Annotated in this window: 2 protein-coding genes (1 of these 2 cut by a window edge); both read right to left on the reverse strand. The window is 69.1% G+C overall.

Annotated features, from left to right (window positions below; all coding sequences use genetic code 11):
* A complete protein-coding gene (locus tag KVG96_RS27680; protein ID WP_217892882.1) occupies positions 1 to 15,072 on the reverse strand; it encodes a non-ribosomal peptide synthase/polyketide synthase in 15,072 nt (5,023 codons plus the stop codon).
* Positions 15,072 to 17,941, reverse strand: partial view of a non-ribosomal peptide synthetase gene (locus KVG96_RS15235; RefSeq protein WP_217892883.1) — the final stretch only. 9,541 nt of this gene lie beyond the right edge of the window; 2,870 of the gene's 12,411 nt are visible here — the last part of the coding sequence; its start codon lies off the right edge, out of view — the gene reads right to left on this strand; the stop codon is at positions 15,072 to 15,074. Before KVG96_RS15235 ends, KVG96_RS27680 begins: the two co-directional genes overlap by 1 nt.

The following is a 17,941-nucleotide window of genomic DNA, read 5'->3' on the forward strand; positions in this document are numbered from 1 at the left end:
TCAGGACATGACTACAGGTTCAACGATCTCGCCGAGCATTTCTTCAGCCTCCGACAGGAAAGTTTCATGGCGCGGGATCTCGAAGTGCCCGCAATCGAGCCATTCCCCGCCCATGCCCGGCTGCTCCAGTTGCGCCGCCAGCTCCATGGCCTCCTCTTCCCGGCCCAGCGTCCACCAGCACGCCGGCGAGACGGCCAGCGGCGGGCAGCGCTCCAGCTCCAGCGACAAGCGCTTGAGCCGGCGCGCGACGCTGAACACATGGGCCAGTTCGTCGGCGCCCAAGGCCACGTAGGTCGACGCCCCACGCTCGGCCCCCAGGGCGGCCTCGAACACGGCCCGTACGGCCTGCGCCGACTCCTCGCCGTCGATGGCCGCGCCCGCGGCCGCCTGCGGCAGGGTCACCCGCAGGAAGTCGCGCAGGTCGGCCTGCCAGTCGTCCACCGCCCCGGCGTTCACCGCCGCCGACGGCACGAAGCTGTCCACCAGGCCGACGAACTCGACCTGTTGGCCGGCCTGCTCCAACTGCGCGGCCATCAGCATCGCCAGCGTCCCGCCCAACGACCAGCCCAACAGGTGGTACGGCCCCTGCGGCTGCTTCGCGCGGATCTGCGCCACGTAGTCGCTGGCCATGCGCTCCAGCGACACATCGCTGAAGGCCGGATCCAGCAGCATCCGCGACTGGATCGCCAGCACCTGGCGCCGACCGCCCAGACGGCGGGCCAACGGCTCATAGTCGAACACCGTGCCGAAGCCTGCGTGAATGCAGAACAGCGGCGCCCGGCCCTTGACCTCGGCGTTCATCGCCAGCAGCCCGGAAGCCTTTTCGGCGCTGCCCTGAACGCCGGCCACCAGTTCGGCGATGCTCGGCTTCTGCATCAGGTCGCGCAGCTTCAGGCTCAGGCCCTGGGCCTTCAGCACGCGGCTGCGCGCCACCACTTGCAGGCTCAGGATCGAATCGCCGCCCAGCTCGAAGAAGTTGTCGGTCAGGCCGACGCGCTCGATCTTCAGCACGTCCTGCCAGATGCCCGCCAAGGCCTTCTCCAACTCGGTGCGCGGCGCCACGTAATCCTGACGCTGTTCGGCGCCAGGATCCGGCAACGCCTTGCGGTCGAGCTTGCCGTTCGGGGTGAGCGGCATGCGTTCGAGCAGCATCAGGTGCGCAGGCACCATGTAGTCCGGCAGGCTGGCCTTGAGCTGTTCGCGCAGGCGTTCGCACAAACCGTCCGCCGGCGCATCGGCGCCGGCCAGCACATAGCCGAGCAATTGCTTGCCGCCGGCGCCCTCGCGGGCCACCACGGCGGCGTCGCGCACGCCCGGCAGTTGCTTGAGCCGCGCCTCGACTTCACCCAGTTCGATGCGGAAACCGCGGATCTTCACCTGATGGTCGATCCGGCCCAGGTAGTCGACGGTGCCGTCCGCACGCTGGCGCACCAGGTCGCCGGTGCGGTACAGGCGGCTGCCGTCGGCGCTGAACGGGTTGGCCACGAAGCGCTCGGCGGTACCGCCCGCGCGCCCCAGGTAACCCCGGGCCAAAGCGCCGCCCAGGTACAGTTCGCCCGCCACCCCGACCGGCAAGCGGTTGAGGTCGCTGTCGAGCACATACCCGCTGCGCTCACCGACCACGCTGCCGATCGGCGCGTACGCCGCCCCGCACGTGTCCTGCGCGCCGGCCTTCCAGATCAGCGGCGTGACCACGGTTTCGGTCGGACCGTAGCCGTTGATGATGTACTGCGGCTTGAGCGCACGCTTGGCCAGTTCGAAACTCGCCACCGGCACCGCGTCGCCGCCGAAGCAGTAGATGCGCACCGGCGGCGGGTTGCCGTCCTGCTCGGCGTGTTCGGCCAACTGCTGCAGGTAGACCGGCGGGAACGCCGCCACGGTCACGCCGTGCCGGTGCATCGCGTTGTAGGTCTGCTCGGCGGTCCACAGGCTGTCGTCGCGGATCAGCAGGCGCGCACCGTGGGTCAGCGTGGTCAGCCAGCGTTCATGGGCGCCGTCGAAGGCGAACGACATGAAGTGCAATTCGCAGTCGGCTTCGCTCATTTCGTAGCGCTCGCCGATGGCCCGGCAATGCATCGCCAGCGGCCCGTGGGCGACACCGACGCCCTTGGGCAGGCCGGTGGAACCGGAGGTGTAGATCACGTAGGCCAGGTTGCCCGGCCGCACCGCGACCTCTGGCGTGCGGTCCGGCCGGTCGCCCAGCTCCAGGCGATCCAGCTCCAGCACCCGCAGACCGTCCTGCACCGGCATCACCTGACGCAGGCCCGAATCGCTGAGCAGCAACGCGATGCCCGAGTCGCGCATCAGGTAGCTCAGGCGCTCACGCGGGTACGTCGCGTCCAGCGGTACATAGGCGCCGCCGGCCTTGAGCACCGCCAGCAGGGCGACGATCATGTTTTCGCTGCGCGGCAGCGCCACGCCGACCCGCACTTCCGGGCCGACGCCTTCGGCTATCAGCGCATGGGCCAGACGGTTGGCCCGGGCCTCGATCTGGCCGTAGCTGAAGGCCTGGTCATTGAACACCACGGCGGTCTGTTCGCTGCGCTGGACCGCCCACTGCGCGATGCGCTCATGCACCGCCGGCGCCGGCGGCCGTTGCGCGGCCACGGCCGGCTCCGACGCCTGGGCGGTCGGCAGGCCGATGCGGCCCAGCGGTTGCGCGGCGTCCTGCGCCAGCGCCTCCAGCAGCCCTTCCATGTCGCTGCGGATGCCTTCCACGGTCGCCCGGTCGAAGTGCTCGCGCAGGAACATGTATTCGATCACCAGACCGTCTTCGAGGGTGACCATCAGGTCCATCGGGAAGTTGGTCAGGCCGGCGCTGTCGCTCTCGCCGAACGTCAGCGAATCGTCGCGCCACTCGCGCAGCGCCTGGTCGATCGGATGGTTCTCGAACACGATGATGCTGTCGAACAGCGACTGCCCGGTGCGCCCGGCCCAGCGCTGGACGTCGGACAGCGGCGTGTACTCGCGCTCGCGCATTTCCAGGTTGAAGTCCTGCAGGTCGCGCAGCCACGGGCCCACCGCCTGTTCGGCCGGCACGTCCTTGATCACCGGCAAGGTGTTGATGAACAGGCCCAGGATCGACTCCGACGCCGGCAGGCTCGCCGGCCGTCCGGCCACGGTGGCGCCGAACGTCACGGTACGCTGGCCGCTGTAGCGGCTGAGCAGCATCAGCCACGCGCCCTGCACCAGGGTGTTGAGGGTGACCTGCTGGGCCTGGGCGAACGCCTTGAGCCGCTCGGTGCGGGCTTCGCCCAGACGGCTGTACAGCGCCTCGTGACCGCGCCCCTCGCCGGTGCGCGCCACGGTGTCGGCCAGGTACGTCGGTTCGTCGAGCAGGCTCAGGTGCCCGCGCCAGAAACCTTCGCTGGCGTTGGCGTCCTGCTGTTGCAGCCAGTTGATGTAGCGACGGTAAGGCACGGCCTCGGCCAGCGGCTGGCCGGAGTACTGGCTCAGCACCTCGCCGATCAGCTGCGAACTGCTCCAGCCGTCGATCAGGATGTGGTGATAGGTCCAGATCAGCTGATGGCTGTCCTCGCCCACCCGCACCAGCGTCAGGCGTTGCAGCGGCGGACGGTCGAGGTCGAAGCCCTTGGCCCGCTCGCCGGCGGCCAGCGCCTGCAAGGCCGCTTGCGAATGGTCCTGGTCGCGCCAGTCGAGCAGGCTGACCGGCAACTGCGGATCGGCCAGCACGAACTGCAGCGGCTCGGCCATGTCCTGCCAGAGGAAACCGGTGCGCAGGATGTCGTGACGGCGGCTCACCGCCTCCCACGCCTCCTTGAACCGCGCAGGCTCCAGACCCTGCACCGGAATGCTCACCTGGTTGATGTACAGGTCGGCTTCCGGCGAGTTCAGGCCCAGGAACAGCATGCCCTGCTGCATCGGCGACAACCGGTACAGGCCGTCGAGCCGGCCTTGCGGCAACGGCAGCGCGGCGACCTGAGCCTCGCTCAAGCCATGCAGCGGCATGTCCACCAGCGCGGTCTGCGGCGCAGGTGTGCCTTCAGCGGCCTGGGCACGCAGGGCCAGTTGCTGGATGGTCGGTTGCTGGAACAGGTCTTTCGGGCTCAGTTCGATGCCCTGCTGACGGGCACGGCTGACCACCTGGATCGAGACGATCGAATCGCCGCCCAGGGCGAAGAAACTGTCGCTGGTGCTGACCCGCTCAAGGCCCAGCACCTCTTTCCAGATGTCCACCAGCGCCTGCTCCACCGCGCCGGACGGCTCGACGTGGTGCTGCGCCGCCGAGAACTCCAGGGCCGGCAGACGCTTGCGGTCCAGCTTGCCGTTGGGGCTCAGCGGCATCTGCGCCAGCCAGACCCGGTGCGCCGGCACCATGTAGTCCGGCAGGCTTGCGCCCAGCCAAGCCGACAGGCTGTCGTGCAGCGCGTTGCGCTCGGCCTCGGCGGCATCCACGGTCGCCGGATCGCTCGGCACCAGGTAAGCCACCAGTTGCTGGCTGCCCAGCACGTCACGGGCGACCACCACGGCTTCGCGCACGGCGGCGTGTTCCACCAGCCGCGCCTCGATTTCGCCCAGTTCGATGCGCAGGCCGCGCAGCTTGACCTGATGGTCGATCCGGCCGACGTATTCGATCACGCCGTCGGCGCGGTAGCGCGCCAGGTCGCCGGTGCGGTACAGGCGCTCGCCGGCGCCGAACGGGCTGGCGACGAAACGCTCGGCGCTCAGCCCCGGCCGGCGGTGGTAGCCACGGGCCAGGCCGACGCCGCCCAGGTACAGCTCGCCGGCCACGCCCGCCGGCAGCGGATTGAGCCCGCTGTCGAGGATGAAGGTCGACAGGTTGGCGATCGGCTGGCCGATCGGCACACCGTCGCGGCTCTCGTCGCGGCACGTCCAGTGGGTCACGTCGATGGCCGCCTCGGTCGGGCCGTACAGGTTGTACAGGCCGGCCCGGGGCAGCTTGGCGAACACCTGCACCTGCGCATCCACCGGCAGCGCTTCACCGCTGCACACGATGCGGGTCAGGCCGGTGCAGCTCGACACCCCGGCGTCCTGCAGGAAGGCCTGGAGCATCGACGGCACGAAGTGCAGCGTGGTGACGCGCTCGGCGTTGATCAGCGCGATCAGCTTCGCCGGATCGCGGTGGTCGCCCGGTGCGGCGACGACCAGCCGCGCACCGGTCATCAGCGGCCAGAAGAACTCCCACACCGACACGTCGAAGCTGAACGGGGTCTTTTGCAGCACGGTGTCGGCAGCGTCCAGGCCATAGGCCTGCTGCATCCACATCAAGCGGTTGGTCAGCGCCCGGTGCGAGTTGCCCGCGCCTTTCGGCATCCCGGTGGAACCGGAGGTGTAGATCACATAGGCCAGGTTGGCGGCGTCGTACGGCACCTGCGGGTTGTGGGTCGACAGGTCGGCGAAGTCCGCACCCGCAGGCGCCAGGCACACGGTCTGCACGCCCTCGGGGATCGGCAGGCTGGCCAGCAAGTGCGGCTGGGTCAGCAACAGGCCGATGCCGCTGTCGCCGATCATGTGGCTGAGGCGGTCGCGCGGGTACTCCGGATCCAGCGGCACGTAGGCGCCGCCGGCCTTGAGGATCGCCAGCAGGCCGACAACCATCTCCAGGCTGCGCTCGACCGCGATGCCCACCAGCCCGTCCGGGCCGACGCCGCGGGCGATCAGCCCGTGGGCCAACTGATTGGCACGGGCGTTGAGCTGGGCGTAGCTCAGGGTCTGGCCGGCGAACACCAGCGCCGGGGCGTCCGGGGTGCGCAGGGCCTGGGCCTCGATCAGGCGGTGCACGCCCTGCTCCAGCGGATAGTCGATGCCGGTGGCGTTCCACTGCTCGACCATCAAGCGGCGGTCGGCGGCGTCCAGCAGGTCCAGGGCGCCGAGACGGGCGTCCCCCGACTGCACCATTTGCGACAGCAGGTTGTTCAGTTGCGCGCTCAGGCGCTCGATCACCGAGTCGGTGAACGACCCGCGCCGGTAGCTGTAGTGCAGCGCCAGCTCATCGCTGACGTTCACCGCCAGGGTCAGCGGGTAGTTGGTCTGCTCGTGGTTGTCGACGCCGCCGAAGCGCAGCTCCTGCGGTGCGCCCTCCTCCAGCGCCTGGGACACCGGGTAGTTCTCGAACACCAGAATGTTGTCGAACAGCGCCTCGCCGCTCTGTCCGGCCCAACGCTGGATGTCGAACAGCGGCGTGTGCTCGTGCTCGCGCAGGGCGATGTTCTGCGCCTGCACGCTCTGCAGCCACTGGCCGACGCTGTGCTCGGAACGCGGGCTGGCGATCACCGGCAAGGTGTTGATGAACAGACCGATCTGCTGCTCGACGCCCTTGAGCTCGGTCGGACGGCCGGCCACGGTGGCGCCGAACGCCACGCTCTCCTGCCCGGTGAGGCGTTGCAGCAGCAACAGCCACGCCGCCTGGATCAAGGTGTTGAGGGTGACCTTCTGCTGCCGGGCGAACTCGCCCAGACGGCGGGTCTGCGCGGCGTCGATGAACACGTAGCGTTCGCCGTGACCGTCGCGCGGCTCGTCGCCATGCGCGGCGGTGATCGCCTGGGCCAGGCGCGTCGGCTCTTGCAGGTGGGCCAGTTGCGCGGTCCAGAACCGTTCGCTGACCGTGGCGTCCTGACGCTGCAGCCATTCGATGTAATCGCGGTAGCGTCCGGCCGGCGCCGGCAGCGTTTCGCCGGCGTAGCGCTGAAGCACTTCGCCGAGCAGCTGCGAGTTGCTCCAGCCGTCCATCAGGATGTGATGGTTGGTGTAGATCAGGTGGCAGCGCCGGTCATCCAGACGCACCACCGCCATGCGCAGCAACGGCCCCTGGCCGAGGTCGAAGCCCTCGGCCTGCTCGTCGGCCGCCAGCGCGTCGAGCGCGGCTTCGGCGCCGTCGCGACCGCGCCAGTCGAGCACGCGGAACGGCATCGGCAGCTGCTTGTGCACCACCTGCACCGGCCGCGCCAGGTCGCCCTGCCAGACAAACCCGGTGCGCAGGATGTCGTGGCTGTCCACCGCCGCTTGCCAGGCCTGTTGGAAGCGCTGCGGGTCGAGGCCTTCGACGTCCAGCCGCACCTGGTTGATGTAGTCGCCGGAGGCTTGCTCGTAGAGGCTGTGGAACAGCATGCCTTGCTGCATCGCCGACAGCGGGTAGATGTCGGCGATCTGCCGGGCCGGCCACGGCAGGCTGTCGAGCTGCGCCTGGGTCAGCCCGGCCAGCGGGAAGTCCGACGGCGTCAGGCCTTCGGCGCCCGGCGTCACGCAATGGGCGATCAGCGCGGCGAGTTCGTCGGCGTAGTCCTGGGCCAGCTGTTCGATGGTGGCGCTGTCGAAGCGCTCGCCGCTGAAGGTCCAGCCGACGCTCAGTTCGCCGCCGTACACCTGACCGTTGAGGGTCAGCCAGTTGCCCATCGGCGCATCGGGGCTCTGCTCCAGGCCGGCGTTGTCCGGGGCCGGCGCGAACAGCGCGCCGTCGTCGGCCTCGAAGCTGCCGTCGAACTGGCCCAGGTAGTTGAAGGTGATGCGCGGGCTCGGCAACGCCCGCAGGCTGGCCTGGGCCTGGGCATCGCCCAGGTGGCGCAGGGCACCGAAGCCGATGCCCTTGTTCGGGATCGCCCGCAGTTGCTCCTTGATCCGCTTGATCGACTCGCCCGCCCCTTCGGCCGGGGTCAGGCGCACCGGGAACAGGCTGGTGAACCAGCCCACGGTGCGGGTCAGGTCGACGCCGTCGAACAGCTCTTCACGGCCGTGGCCTTCCAGCTGGATCAGCGTCGATGGCTGGCCGCTCCAGCGTCCGATCACCCGCGCCAGTGCCGTCAGCAGCAGGTCGTTGACCTGGGTGCGGTAGGCCGCCGGGGCCTCTTGCAGCAGTTGCCGGGTCAGCTCGGCGCTGAGGCGCGTCTGCACGGTCTGCGCCAGACGGTTCTGCTGGCCGGCGTCGAGACGCTTGCACGGCAGGTCGGTGGCGGCGCCGCTCAGGCAAGCCTGCCAGTAGGCCAGTTCCTGCTGCAACGCCGGGCCGTTGGCGTAGCGCTGCAAGTGCGCGCTCCAGTCCTTGAACGCCGTGGTCTTGGCCGGCAGTTCCGGCGCCCGGCCGTCGACCGCTTGCCGGTAAGCGTTCTGCAGGTCTTCCAACAGAATCCGCCACGACACGCCATCCACCGCCAGGTGATGGATCACCAGCAGCAGACGCTGGCTGCCGTCGGCCAGCGTGGCCAGCACCGCACGCAGCAACGGGCCGTTTTGCAGGTCGAGGCTGCGCTGGGCACGGTTGCCCAGGGCTTCGAGCGCCGCGATGTCGGCGATGTCTTCCTGCCAGAGCAAGGCCTGCGGCAAGTTCTCCACCGCCAGGTGCTCGGCCTGCCAGGCTTCGCCCTCACGGCGAAAGCTCAGGCGCAGGGCATCGTGGTGCACCGCCAGGGCCCGCAGCGCCTGCTCGACCTTGTCGGCCTGAAGCGGCTGACGCGGATTGAGCAGCACCGACTGGTTCCAGTGGTGACGCTCGGGGATGTCATCCTCGAAGAACTGCTGCTGGATCGGCAGCAGCAACGCCCCACCGGTGACCGCTTGCTGGTCGATGCCGCAGGCGTCCTCGCCGATCTGCGCCACCAGGGCCAGACGCTGCACGGTCTGGTGCTGGAACAGGTCTTTGGGGTTGAGGCGGATGCCGGCCTGACGGGCGCGGCTGACCACCTGGATCGAGATGATCGAATCGCCGCCCAGTTCGAAGAAGTTGTCGTTCAGGCCCACTTGCTCAAGCTTGAGCACGTCCTGCCAGATGTCGGCCAGTCGCCGCTCCAGCTCGCTTTGCGGGGCCTGGTAGGCCTGCTGCGCCTGGCTCGCGTCCGGCGACGGCAGGCTGCTGCGGTTGAGCTTGCCGTTGGCGGTCAGCGGCAGTTTCGCCAGCGGCAACAGGTGCGCCGGGATCATGTGGTCCGGCAGGTTCTCCTTGAGCGCGGCGCGCACCTCGTCGCGCCAGCGGGCTTGCTCCGCCGCGTCGGCGTCGAGCAGCGCGGCGTCGGCCGGCACCAGGTACGCCACCAGTTGCTGGCCGCTCGGGCCCGGCTGCGCCAGCACCACGGCCTGGGCGATGGCATCCTGCTCCAGCAGTTGCGCTTCGATCTCGCCCAGCTCGATGCGGAAGCCACGGATCTTCACCTGATGGTCGATCCGCCCGATGTATTCGATCACGCCGTCGGCGCGGTAGCGGGCCAGGTCGCCGGTGCGGTACAGGCGACCGCCGTCGGTGCCGAACGGGTCGGGGATGAAGCGCAGCGTGGTCAGGTCAGGCCGGTTCAGGTAGCCCCGGGCAAGGCCGGCACGGCCCACGTACAGCTCGCCGATGCAGCCCCTGGCGACCGGGTTGAGGTCACCGTCGAGCAAGTACCACGACAGGTCCGGGATCGGCTCGCCGATCGGGCTGCTGGCGTCGCGCGAAAGATCCGCCAGCGAGATCGGCCGGTAGGTCACGTGCACCGTGGTTTCGGTGATGCCGTACATGTTGATCAGTTGCGGGGCGCGGTCGCCGAAACGGTCGAACCACGGCCGCAGGCTCTTGACCTCCAGCGCCTCGCCGCCGAACACCACGTAACGCAGCGCCGGTTGCAGCGCCGCGTGTTCCGGGGCGCAGGCCACTTGCATCAATTGCTTGAACGCCGACGGGGTCTGGTTGAGCACGGTGATGCCTTCGCGGCACAGCAAGGCGTAGAAGTCTTCCGGCGACCGGCTGACCTCGTAAGGCACCACCACCAGTTTGCCGCCGTACAGCAGCGCGCCGAAGATCTCCCACACGGAGAAGTCGAAGGCGTAGGAATGGAACAGGCTCCAGGCGTCCCGGGCACCGAAGCCGAACCAGGCGTCGGTGGCCTCGAACAGGCGCAGCACGTTGCGGTGGGCGAGCAAGGTGCCCTTCGGCTGGCCGGTGGAACCGGAGGTGTAGATCACGTAGGCCAGGTTGTCCGGGCTCATGTCCACGTCCGGGTTGGCGTCGCTGTAGCCTTCCAGGCCGTCGCGCTCCTGATCGAGCATCAGGCTGCGCACCGATTCCGGCACCGGCAAGCGGCCGAGCAGGTGGCTCTGGGTCAGCAGCAGGCCGATGCCGCTGTCGCCGATCATGTAGGCCAGACGGTCCTGCGGATAGGTCGGGTCGAGCGGCACATAGGCGCCGCCGGCCTTGAGGATCGCCAACAGGCCGACGAGCATGTCCAGGCTGCGCTCCACCGCCAGGCCGACGCGCACGTCAGGCCCCACGCCGCTGGCGATCAGCTTGTGCGCCAGCGGGTTGGCGCGGGCGTTGAGCTCGCCGTAGGTCAGGGCCTGTCCGTCGCAGGTCACGGCCACCGCATGCGGGGCCCGCTCGGCCTGGTCTTCGATCAGCCGGTGCAGGCAGCGCTCGCCCGGGAAGGCCGCAAGCGCCGGGTTCCACTGTGCCAGCGTGGCCTGAAGTTCGGCGGCGTCCTGCACCGGCAGGTCGGCGATGCGCTGGCCGCAGTCGGCGACGATGCCGTGCAGCAGTGTCGTCCAGTGCTGCGCGAAACGCACCATGGTGGCGGCATCGAACAGGTCGGTGGCGTAGGTCAGTTCGGCCCAGACGTTGTCGGCCGACTCGAAGGTGTCCAGGGTCAGGTCGAACTGGGCGGTGTGCGACACCCAACTCAGGCCCTCGATCCCGACCTTCGGCAGGCGCATCGCGCCCGAGGCGCGGCGGGCCTGGCTCTGGTGGTTGTGCAGCACCTGGAACAGCGGGCTGTGGCTGAGGCTGCGCTCCGGTTGCAGGGCGTCCACCAGTTGCTCGAACGGCAGGTCCTGGTGGGCCTGGGCGCCGAGCACGGTGTTCTTGACCTGCTGCAGCAGGCTGCGGAAGGTCTGCTGGCTGTCGAATTCGGCCTTGAGCACCTGGGTGTTGACGAAGAAGCCGATCAGGCCTTCGGTCTCGACCCGGTTGCGGTTGGCCACCGGCACGCCGACGCGGATGTCGGCCTGGCCGCTGTAGCGGTGCAGCAGGGTCTGGAACGAGGCCAGCAGCAGCGCGAACAGGGTGACGTTCTCCCGTTGCGCCACCTGCTTGAGGCCGGCGGCCAGTTCCGCGCTGAGCGCAATGTCCTGGCGCGCGCCGCGGTGGCTTTGCTCCGGCGGACGCGGGCGGTCGGTCGGCAGCTCCAGCAGCGGCTGCTCGCCGTCGCCCAGTTGCGCGGTCCAGTAACCCAGTTGGCGCTCGCGTTCGCCGGCGTCCATCCACTGGCGCTGCCACACGGCATAGTCGGCGTACTGCACCGGCAACGCCGGCAGTTCGACGCTCTGGCCCTGGCTGTAGGCGGCGTACAGCGCCACCAGCTCATCGACCATGATGCCCATCGACCAGCCGTCGGAGACGATGTGGTGCAAGGTGATGATCAGCGCATGGTCATCGGCGGCCAGGCGCAGCAGTTTGACCCGCAGCAGCGGGCCCTTCTGCAGGTCGAACAGGTGCAGGGTCTCGGCGGCGACCAACGCTTGCAGCGCGGCGTCGTCCAGACCGCCCTCGATCACGTCGACCGGCAGCTCCAGCGCCATCTGCGCCTGGATCACTTGCAGGGTCTGGCCCTGCTCTTGCACAAAGCAGGTGCGCAGGGATTCGTGGCGGGCGATCAGCGCATCGAAGCTGCGCCGCAACGCTGCCAGGTCCAGCTCGCCGCGCAGGCGCAGCGCCGCCGGTACGTGGTAGGCGGTGCTGGTCGGCTCCAGCTGCCAGAGGAACCACTGACGCTCCTGGGCGTAGGACAGCGCCAGCGGTTGCTGGCGCGGCAACGCCACGATCGGCGGCTCCTGATGGGCCTGACCGACCCCGAGCGCAGCGACGAAGTCCGCCAGGGTGCTGTGCTCGAACAGGGTGCGCAGCGGCACCTGCACGTTCAGCGCCTGACGCACCCGCGACACCACCTGGGTCACCAGCAACGAATGCCCGCCCAGTTCGAAGAAGTTGTCGCCGAGGCCCACTTGCTCAAGTTTCAGCACCGCTTGCCAGATGCCGGCGACGGTGTGCTGGGTCGCGGTCTGCGGCGCGATGTAGGCCGATTGCAGTTGGCTGGCGTCAGGCGCCGGCAGTGCCTTGCGGTCCACCTTGCCGTTGGGCGTCAGCGGCAGTTGCGCAAGGAACAGCAGATGCGCCGGCACCATGTACTCCGGCAGTTCGGCCTTGAGGCTGGCCTTGAGCGCGGCGCGCAACGCGGCCTCGCCGTCGGCGTCCAGGCTCGCGTCGCCGGCCGGCACCACGTAGCCCACCAGTTGCGGGCCGGTCGGGCCGTCCTGGGCGACGACCACGGTTTCGCGCACGCTGTCCAGGGCCAGCAGGCGCGCTTCGATTTCCCCCAGCTCGATGCGGAAGCCGCGGATCTTCACCTGATGGTCGATCCGCCCGATGTACTCGATCACGCCTTCGGCGCGGTAGCGGGTCAGGTCGCCGGTGCGGTACAGGCGCTCGCCGGTGCCGGAGAACGGATCCGGCACGAAGCGCTCGGCGGTCAGGGCCGGACGCTGGAAGTAGCCGCGGGCCAGGCCGTCGCCGCCGATCAGCAGTTCGCCCGGTGCGCCGAGGGGGTTCAGTTCCAGGTCGCTGCCCAGGATGTACAGCGCGGTGTTGTCGATGGGCTTGCCGAGGAACGGACGGCTGCTGTCCGGGCTCAGCGGATGCAGCGCCGACCAGATGGTGGTCTCGGTCGGGCCGTACAGGTTCCAGACCTTCGCCGAGCGCGCCAGCATGCGCTGCGCAAGCTCCAGGGGCAGCGCCTCGCCGCCGCAGAGGAAGGTGCGGCCGTCGAGGATGGCGGCGTGTTCGTTGTCCAGCAGCATGCGCCAGGTGGACGGCGTGGCTTGCAGCATGCTCACGCCGTGGCGGGCGATCAGCTCCAGCACCGCCTGCGGGTCCTGGTGCACGTCCTTGCCGGTCAGCACCACGGCCGCGCCGGCCAGCAGCGGGCCATAGATCTCAAGGCCGAAGATGTCGAACGAGAACGTGGTCAGCGACAGCATGCGGTCGGCGGCGGCGATCCCCGGTTGCCCGACCATGCTGGCGACGAAGTTGCTCAGGGCACCGTGGCGCACCATCACGCCCTTCGGTTTGCCGGTGGAGCCGGAGGTGTAGATCGTGTAGGCCAGGTGCTCGGCGTCCGGCGCCGTGTCGGGGGCCGATGTCGGGTAGTCCGCCAGCCAGTCCTGCGGCTTGTCCAGCAGCACGGTGGCCAGGCCGGCCGGGATCGGCAGCCGCGTCTGCAGGTGGGATTGGGTCAGCAGCAACTCAAGGCCGCTGTCCTCGATCATGTAGGCCAGGCGATCTTCCGGGTAGGCCGGGTCCAGCGGCACGTAAGCGCCGCCGGCCTTGAGGATCGCCAGCAGGCCGACGATCATTTCGGTGCTGCGCTCGACCGCGATGCCCACCAGCCGGTCCGGGCCGACGCCCAGCTCGATCAGCTTGTGCGCGAGGCGGTTGGCGCGGGAATCCAGTTCGGCATAGGTCAGCTGCGCGTCGCCGACGATCAGGGCGATGGCCTGCGGCGTTCGCTGCGCCTGCAAGGCGATGCGCTGGTGCACGCACGGCGCCGGCGCGGCGTGGTCGACCACGCGGTTCCAGTCCTGCAGCAGCACCTGGTGTTCGCTGTCGTCCAGCAGCGGCAGTTCGCCGACACGCCGGTGCGGCGCGGCGACGATGCCGCGCAACAGGTTGAGCCAGTGACGGGCCAGGCGTTCGATGGTTTGCGGCTTGAACAGGTCGGTGGCGTAGGTCAGTTCCGCCGCCACGCCTTCGCCGGACTCGTAGGTGCCCAGGGTCAGGTCGAACTGCGCGGTGCGGCCCTCCCAGACGATGTCCTCGACGCTCAGCTGCGGCAGTTGCACCTGGCTCTGGCGCTGGGCCCGGTCATTGACCGCCTGGTGGTTGTACATCACCTGGAACACCGGGCTGTGGCTGAGGCTGCGCTCCGGCTGCAGGGCTTCGATCAGTTGCTCGAACGGCAGGTCCTGATGGGCCTGGGCGGCCATCGCCGCTTGCTTGACCTCGGCCAGCAGACGGTTGAACGGCAGTTGCCCGTGCACCTCGGCGCTGAGCACCTGGGTATTGACGAAGAAGCCGATCAGGCCTTCGGTCTCGACCCGGTTGCGGTTGGCGGTCGGCACGCCGACGCGGATCTGCGGCTGGCCGCTGTAGCGGTGCAGCAAGGCCTGGAACGAGGCCAGCAGCACCATGAACAGGCTGGCGCCTTCGCGCTGCGCCAGGTGCTTGAGCGCGTCGGCCAGGTCCGTCGGCAGGTTCAGGTCCAGGCGCGCGCCACGGAAGCTCTGCACCGCCGGGCGCGGATGGTCGATCGGCAGTTCCAGCACCGGCTGCTCGCCGCCCAGGGTCTTGACCCAGTACGCCAGTTGCCGCTCACGCTCGCCGGCCTCCAGCCAGTGCCGTTGCCAGATCGCGTAGTCGGCGTACTGCACCGCCAGCGGCGGCAGGGTCAACGGTTGGCCGGCGGTGTCGGCGGCGTACAGCTTGATCAGCTCGCCGACCAGCACCTGCATCGACCAGCCATCGGAAATGATGTGGTGCTGGATCAACGCCATGACATGGTCGTCGTCCGCCACCTTCAGCAGCGCGACCCGCAGCAACGGGCCCTGCTGGAGATTGAACGGGCGCGCGGTCTCGCTTTCGACGAACGCCTTGACGGCGGCGTCCACCGCCGCCGCGTCCAGCCCCGGCGCCAGCGGCTCCACCGACACGCTCAACGGCATGTGCGGGTGGATCACCTGGCACGTCTTTTCCTCTTGCTCGACGAAGGTGGTGCGCAGGCTCTCGTGGCGGGCCACCAGGGCATTGAAGCTGCGCTCCAGCGCCGCGACGTCCAGAGCGCCCTTCAGGCGCAGGGCGCTGGGGATGTGGTACGCGGTGCTGTGCGGATCCATCTGCCACAGGAACAGCTGGCGTTCCTGGGCATAGGACAGCGGGATCGCCTCGAAGCCTGTACGGGTTTCCGGAATCGGCAGGTTGGCCGGCGAGACGCCCTCTTCGAGCATCTTTTCCAGGTACAGCTTACGTTTGTCCAGCGGCAGAGTGATAAAGCGCTTGGCAATCCTCAAAGCAACACTCGTGTCCATCAGACCTCCTCCATATCGTCAAGCAGGGCTTCCAGCTTGCTCAGTTTCTGTTCATTGATAGCCCCGCCTCCTTTATTGAGGTGAGCGACGAAGTCGCCCAGGACGGGGTGCTGGAATAGCAGTTGCGGAGTCAGGCTCAGCCCAAGTTCCAGGGCCATACGCGACACGACATTCACCGCCAGCAGCGAGTGCCCGCCCAGTTCGAAGAAGTGATCGTTCAGACCGATCCGCCCGACGGACAGCACCTGCTGCCAGATCGCCGCGACCTGCTGCCCGAGCTCCGACTGCGGCGCGACGTACGCGGCCTGCATCTGGCTGGCGTCCACCGCCGGCAGCGCCTTGCGGTCGAGCTTGCCGTTGGGGGTCAGGGGCAACTGCTCGAGGAACAACAGGTGCGCGGGAATCATGTAGTCAGGTAACGAAGACTTGAGGCCAGTCTTTAGTCCCTCTCGCAGTCGGCGTTGCGCCTCGCCGTCGGCCAGGTCCAGTTGCGCGGCGGCCACGTACGCCGCCAGTTGCGCGCCGCCCTCGCCGTCCACCGCCAGCACCGCCGCTTCGCGCACGCCCGGCTGGGCCAGCAGGCGCGCCTCGATTTCGCCCAGCTCGATGCGGTAGCCGCGGATTTTCACCTGGTGGTCGATCCGGCCCATGTACTCAAGCTCGCCGTCCTCGCGCAGGCGGATCAGGTCGCCGGTGCGGTACAGGCGCTCGCCGTCGCCGGCGAACGGGTTGGGCACGAACTTCTCGGCGGTCATCGCCGCCCGGCCCAGGTAGCCCCGGGTGACGCCGGCGCCGGACAGGTACAGCTCCGCCGACACGCCCTGGGGCACCGCTTGCAGATCGGCGTCCAGCAGATGGCTGGCGCTATGGTCGAGCGCCCGGCCGATGCGCGCCTGGCCGCCGGCGCGGCGGCGGGTCCAGGTCGAATAGGTGGTGTCTTCCGACGGCCCGTAGAGGTCGTAGACATGCTCGATGCCCGGCGTTTGGTACAGCGCCTCCACCAGCACCTGCTTCAACGGCTCGCCGGCCAGGTTGACGATCCGCACGCCCGGCGGGATCTGCCCGGCCCGTTGCAGCGCGGCGATGGCCGACGGCACGGTGTTGATCAGACGCACCTGGTCCCGCGCCGGCAAGTGCGGCAGCTCCAGGGCGTTGCGGGCGATGATCAGCGAGCCGCCATTGGCCAGGGTCACGAACAGCTCCCACACCGACAGGTCGAAGCACACCGACGTGGACGCCAGCACGCCCTGGATGTCCTCGCGGCGGTACACCTTCGCCGACCAGTCGATCAGCGCCATGACGTTGCGGTGGGCGATCGCCACCCCTTTCGGTTTGCCGGTGGAGCCGGAGGTGTAGATCACGTAGGCCAGGTTGTCCGGCGTCACGCGGGTGAGCGGCGCCTCGTGCGCATAGCCGTCCAGCGACACCTCGTCCATCAGCACCACGTCGGTGCCGGCGTCCAGGGCCAGGGTGGCGGCGATGTCCCGCTCGGTCAGCAGCACCCGCGCCCGGCTGTCTTCGAGCATGTAGGCCACGCGGTCGGCCGGGTAGTCCGGGTCCAGCGGCACATAGGCGCCGCCGGCCTTGAGCACCGCCAGCAACGCGACCGGCAAGTGCTCGGAACGCGGCATCGCCACGCCCACCCGCACTTCCGGGCCGACGCCCAGTTCGATCAGCCTGTGCGCCAGGCGGTTGGCCCGGGCGTCCAGTTCGGCGTAGCTCAGTTGCCGTTCAGCGAAGGTCACGGCCAGCGCATCCGGGGTGGCGGCCACCTGACGGGCGATGGCCTGGTGGATGCACCGGTCGGTGACGAAGCGGTTGTCCACAGGCACAACGTCGCACAGCGTCAGTTCGCTCAACGAACGCTCGCCGGCATCGGTCATCTGGCTCAGCAGACGCTGCAAATGCGCGCCCAACTGCGCCACGCCGGCACTGGCGAAGCGGTCGTTCTGGTAGCTGAAGTGCACCGACAGCTCGCGGCCCAGGTGCACCAGCAGGGTCAACGGGTAGTTGGTCTGCTCATGGTTGACCACCGGGCCGAACCGCAGGCCCTGCGGCGCGCCCTGCTCCAGCGCCTCGGCGATCGGGTAGTTCTCGAACACCATCAGGCTGTCGAACAGGGCCTCGCCGCCCTGCCCGGCCCAGCGCTGGATCTGCGCCAGCGGCGTGTGCTCGAACTCGCGCAGCGCCAGGTTCTGCGCCTGCACGGCGGCCAGCCAATCGGTCAGGCTCTGCTGCGCACGCGCAGCGGCGATCACCGGCAGGCTGTTGATGAACAGGCCGATCTGCTGCTCGGCCCCCGGCAGATCCGCCGGACGCCCGGCGACCGTGGCGCCGAACGCCACGCAGTCCTTGCCGGTGTAGCGCTGCAACAGCAGCAGCCATGCCGCCTGCACCACGGTGTTGACGGTGACTTTCGAGGCGCGGGCGAACTCGCCCAGACGCTGGGTCAGCCCGGCGTCCAGCACCTGGTAGTGATCGCCGTAACCGGTGGCCGGCAACCCCGCCGCCGGACGCGCCATGGCATCGGCCAGGCGGGTCGGCTCTTGCAGGTTGTCCAGCGCGGCCCGCCACCAGGCCTCGGCCGCTGCGGCGTCCTGGCGTTGCAGCCAGGCGATGTAGTCGCGGTAGCGGCCCACCGGACGCGGCACCGCTTCGCCGCGGTAATGCTGCAGCACTTCGCCGAGCAACTGCGCGCTGCTCCAGCCGTCCATCAGGATGTGATGGTTGGTGTAGATCAGGTGATGACGCCCGGCCCCGGTGCGCACCAGCACCAGACGCAGCAGCGGTGCGCGGGTCAGGTCCAGGCCCTGCGCCCGTTCCTCATCGGCGAGCGATTGCAGGGCCGTGCCGAGGTCGTCCCGGCCGC

Origin of the sequence: Pseudomonas ekonensis, from assembly GCF_019145435.1 — a bacterium.
GTDB lineage: Bacteria > Pseudomonadota > Gammaproteobacteria > Pseudomonadales > Pseudomonadaceae > Aquipseudomonas > Aquipseudomonas ekonensis.

What these genes read in the sequence shown, in the direction of transcription:
- KVG96_RS27680 (WP_217892882.1), bottom strand. Translation starts at nt 15,072, where the DNA reads ATGGACACGAGTGTTGCTTTGAGGATTGCCAAGCGCTTTATCACTCTG.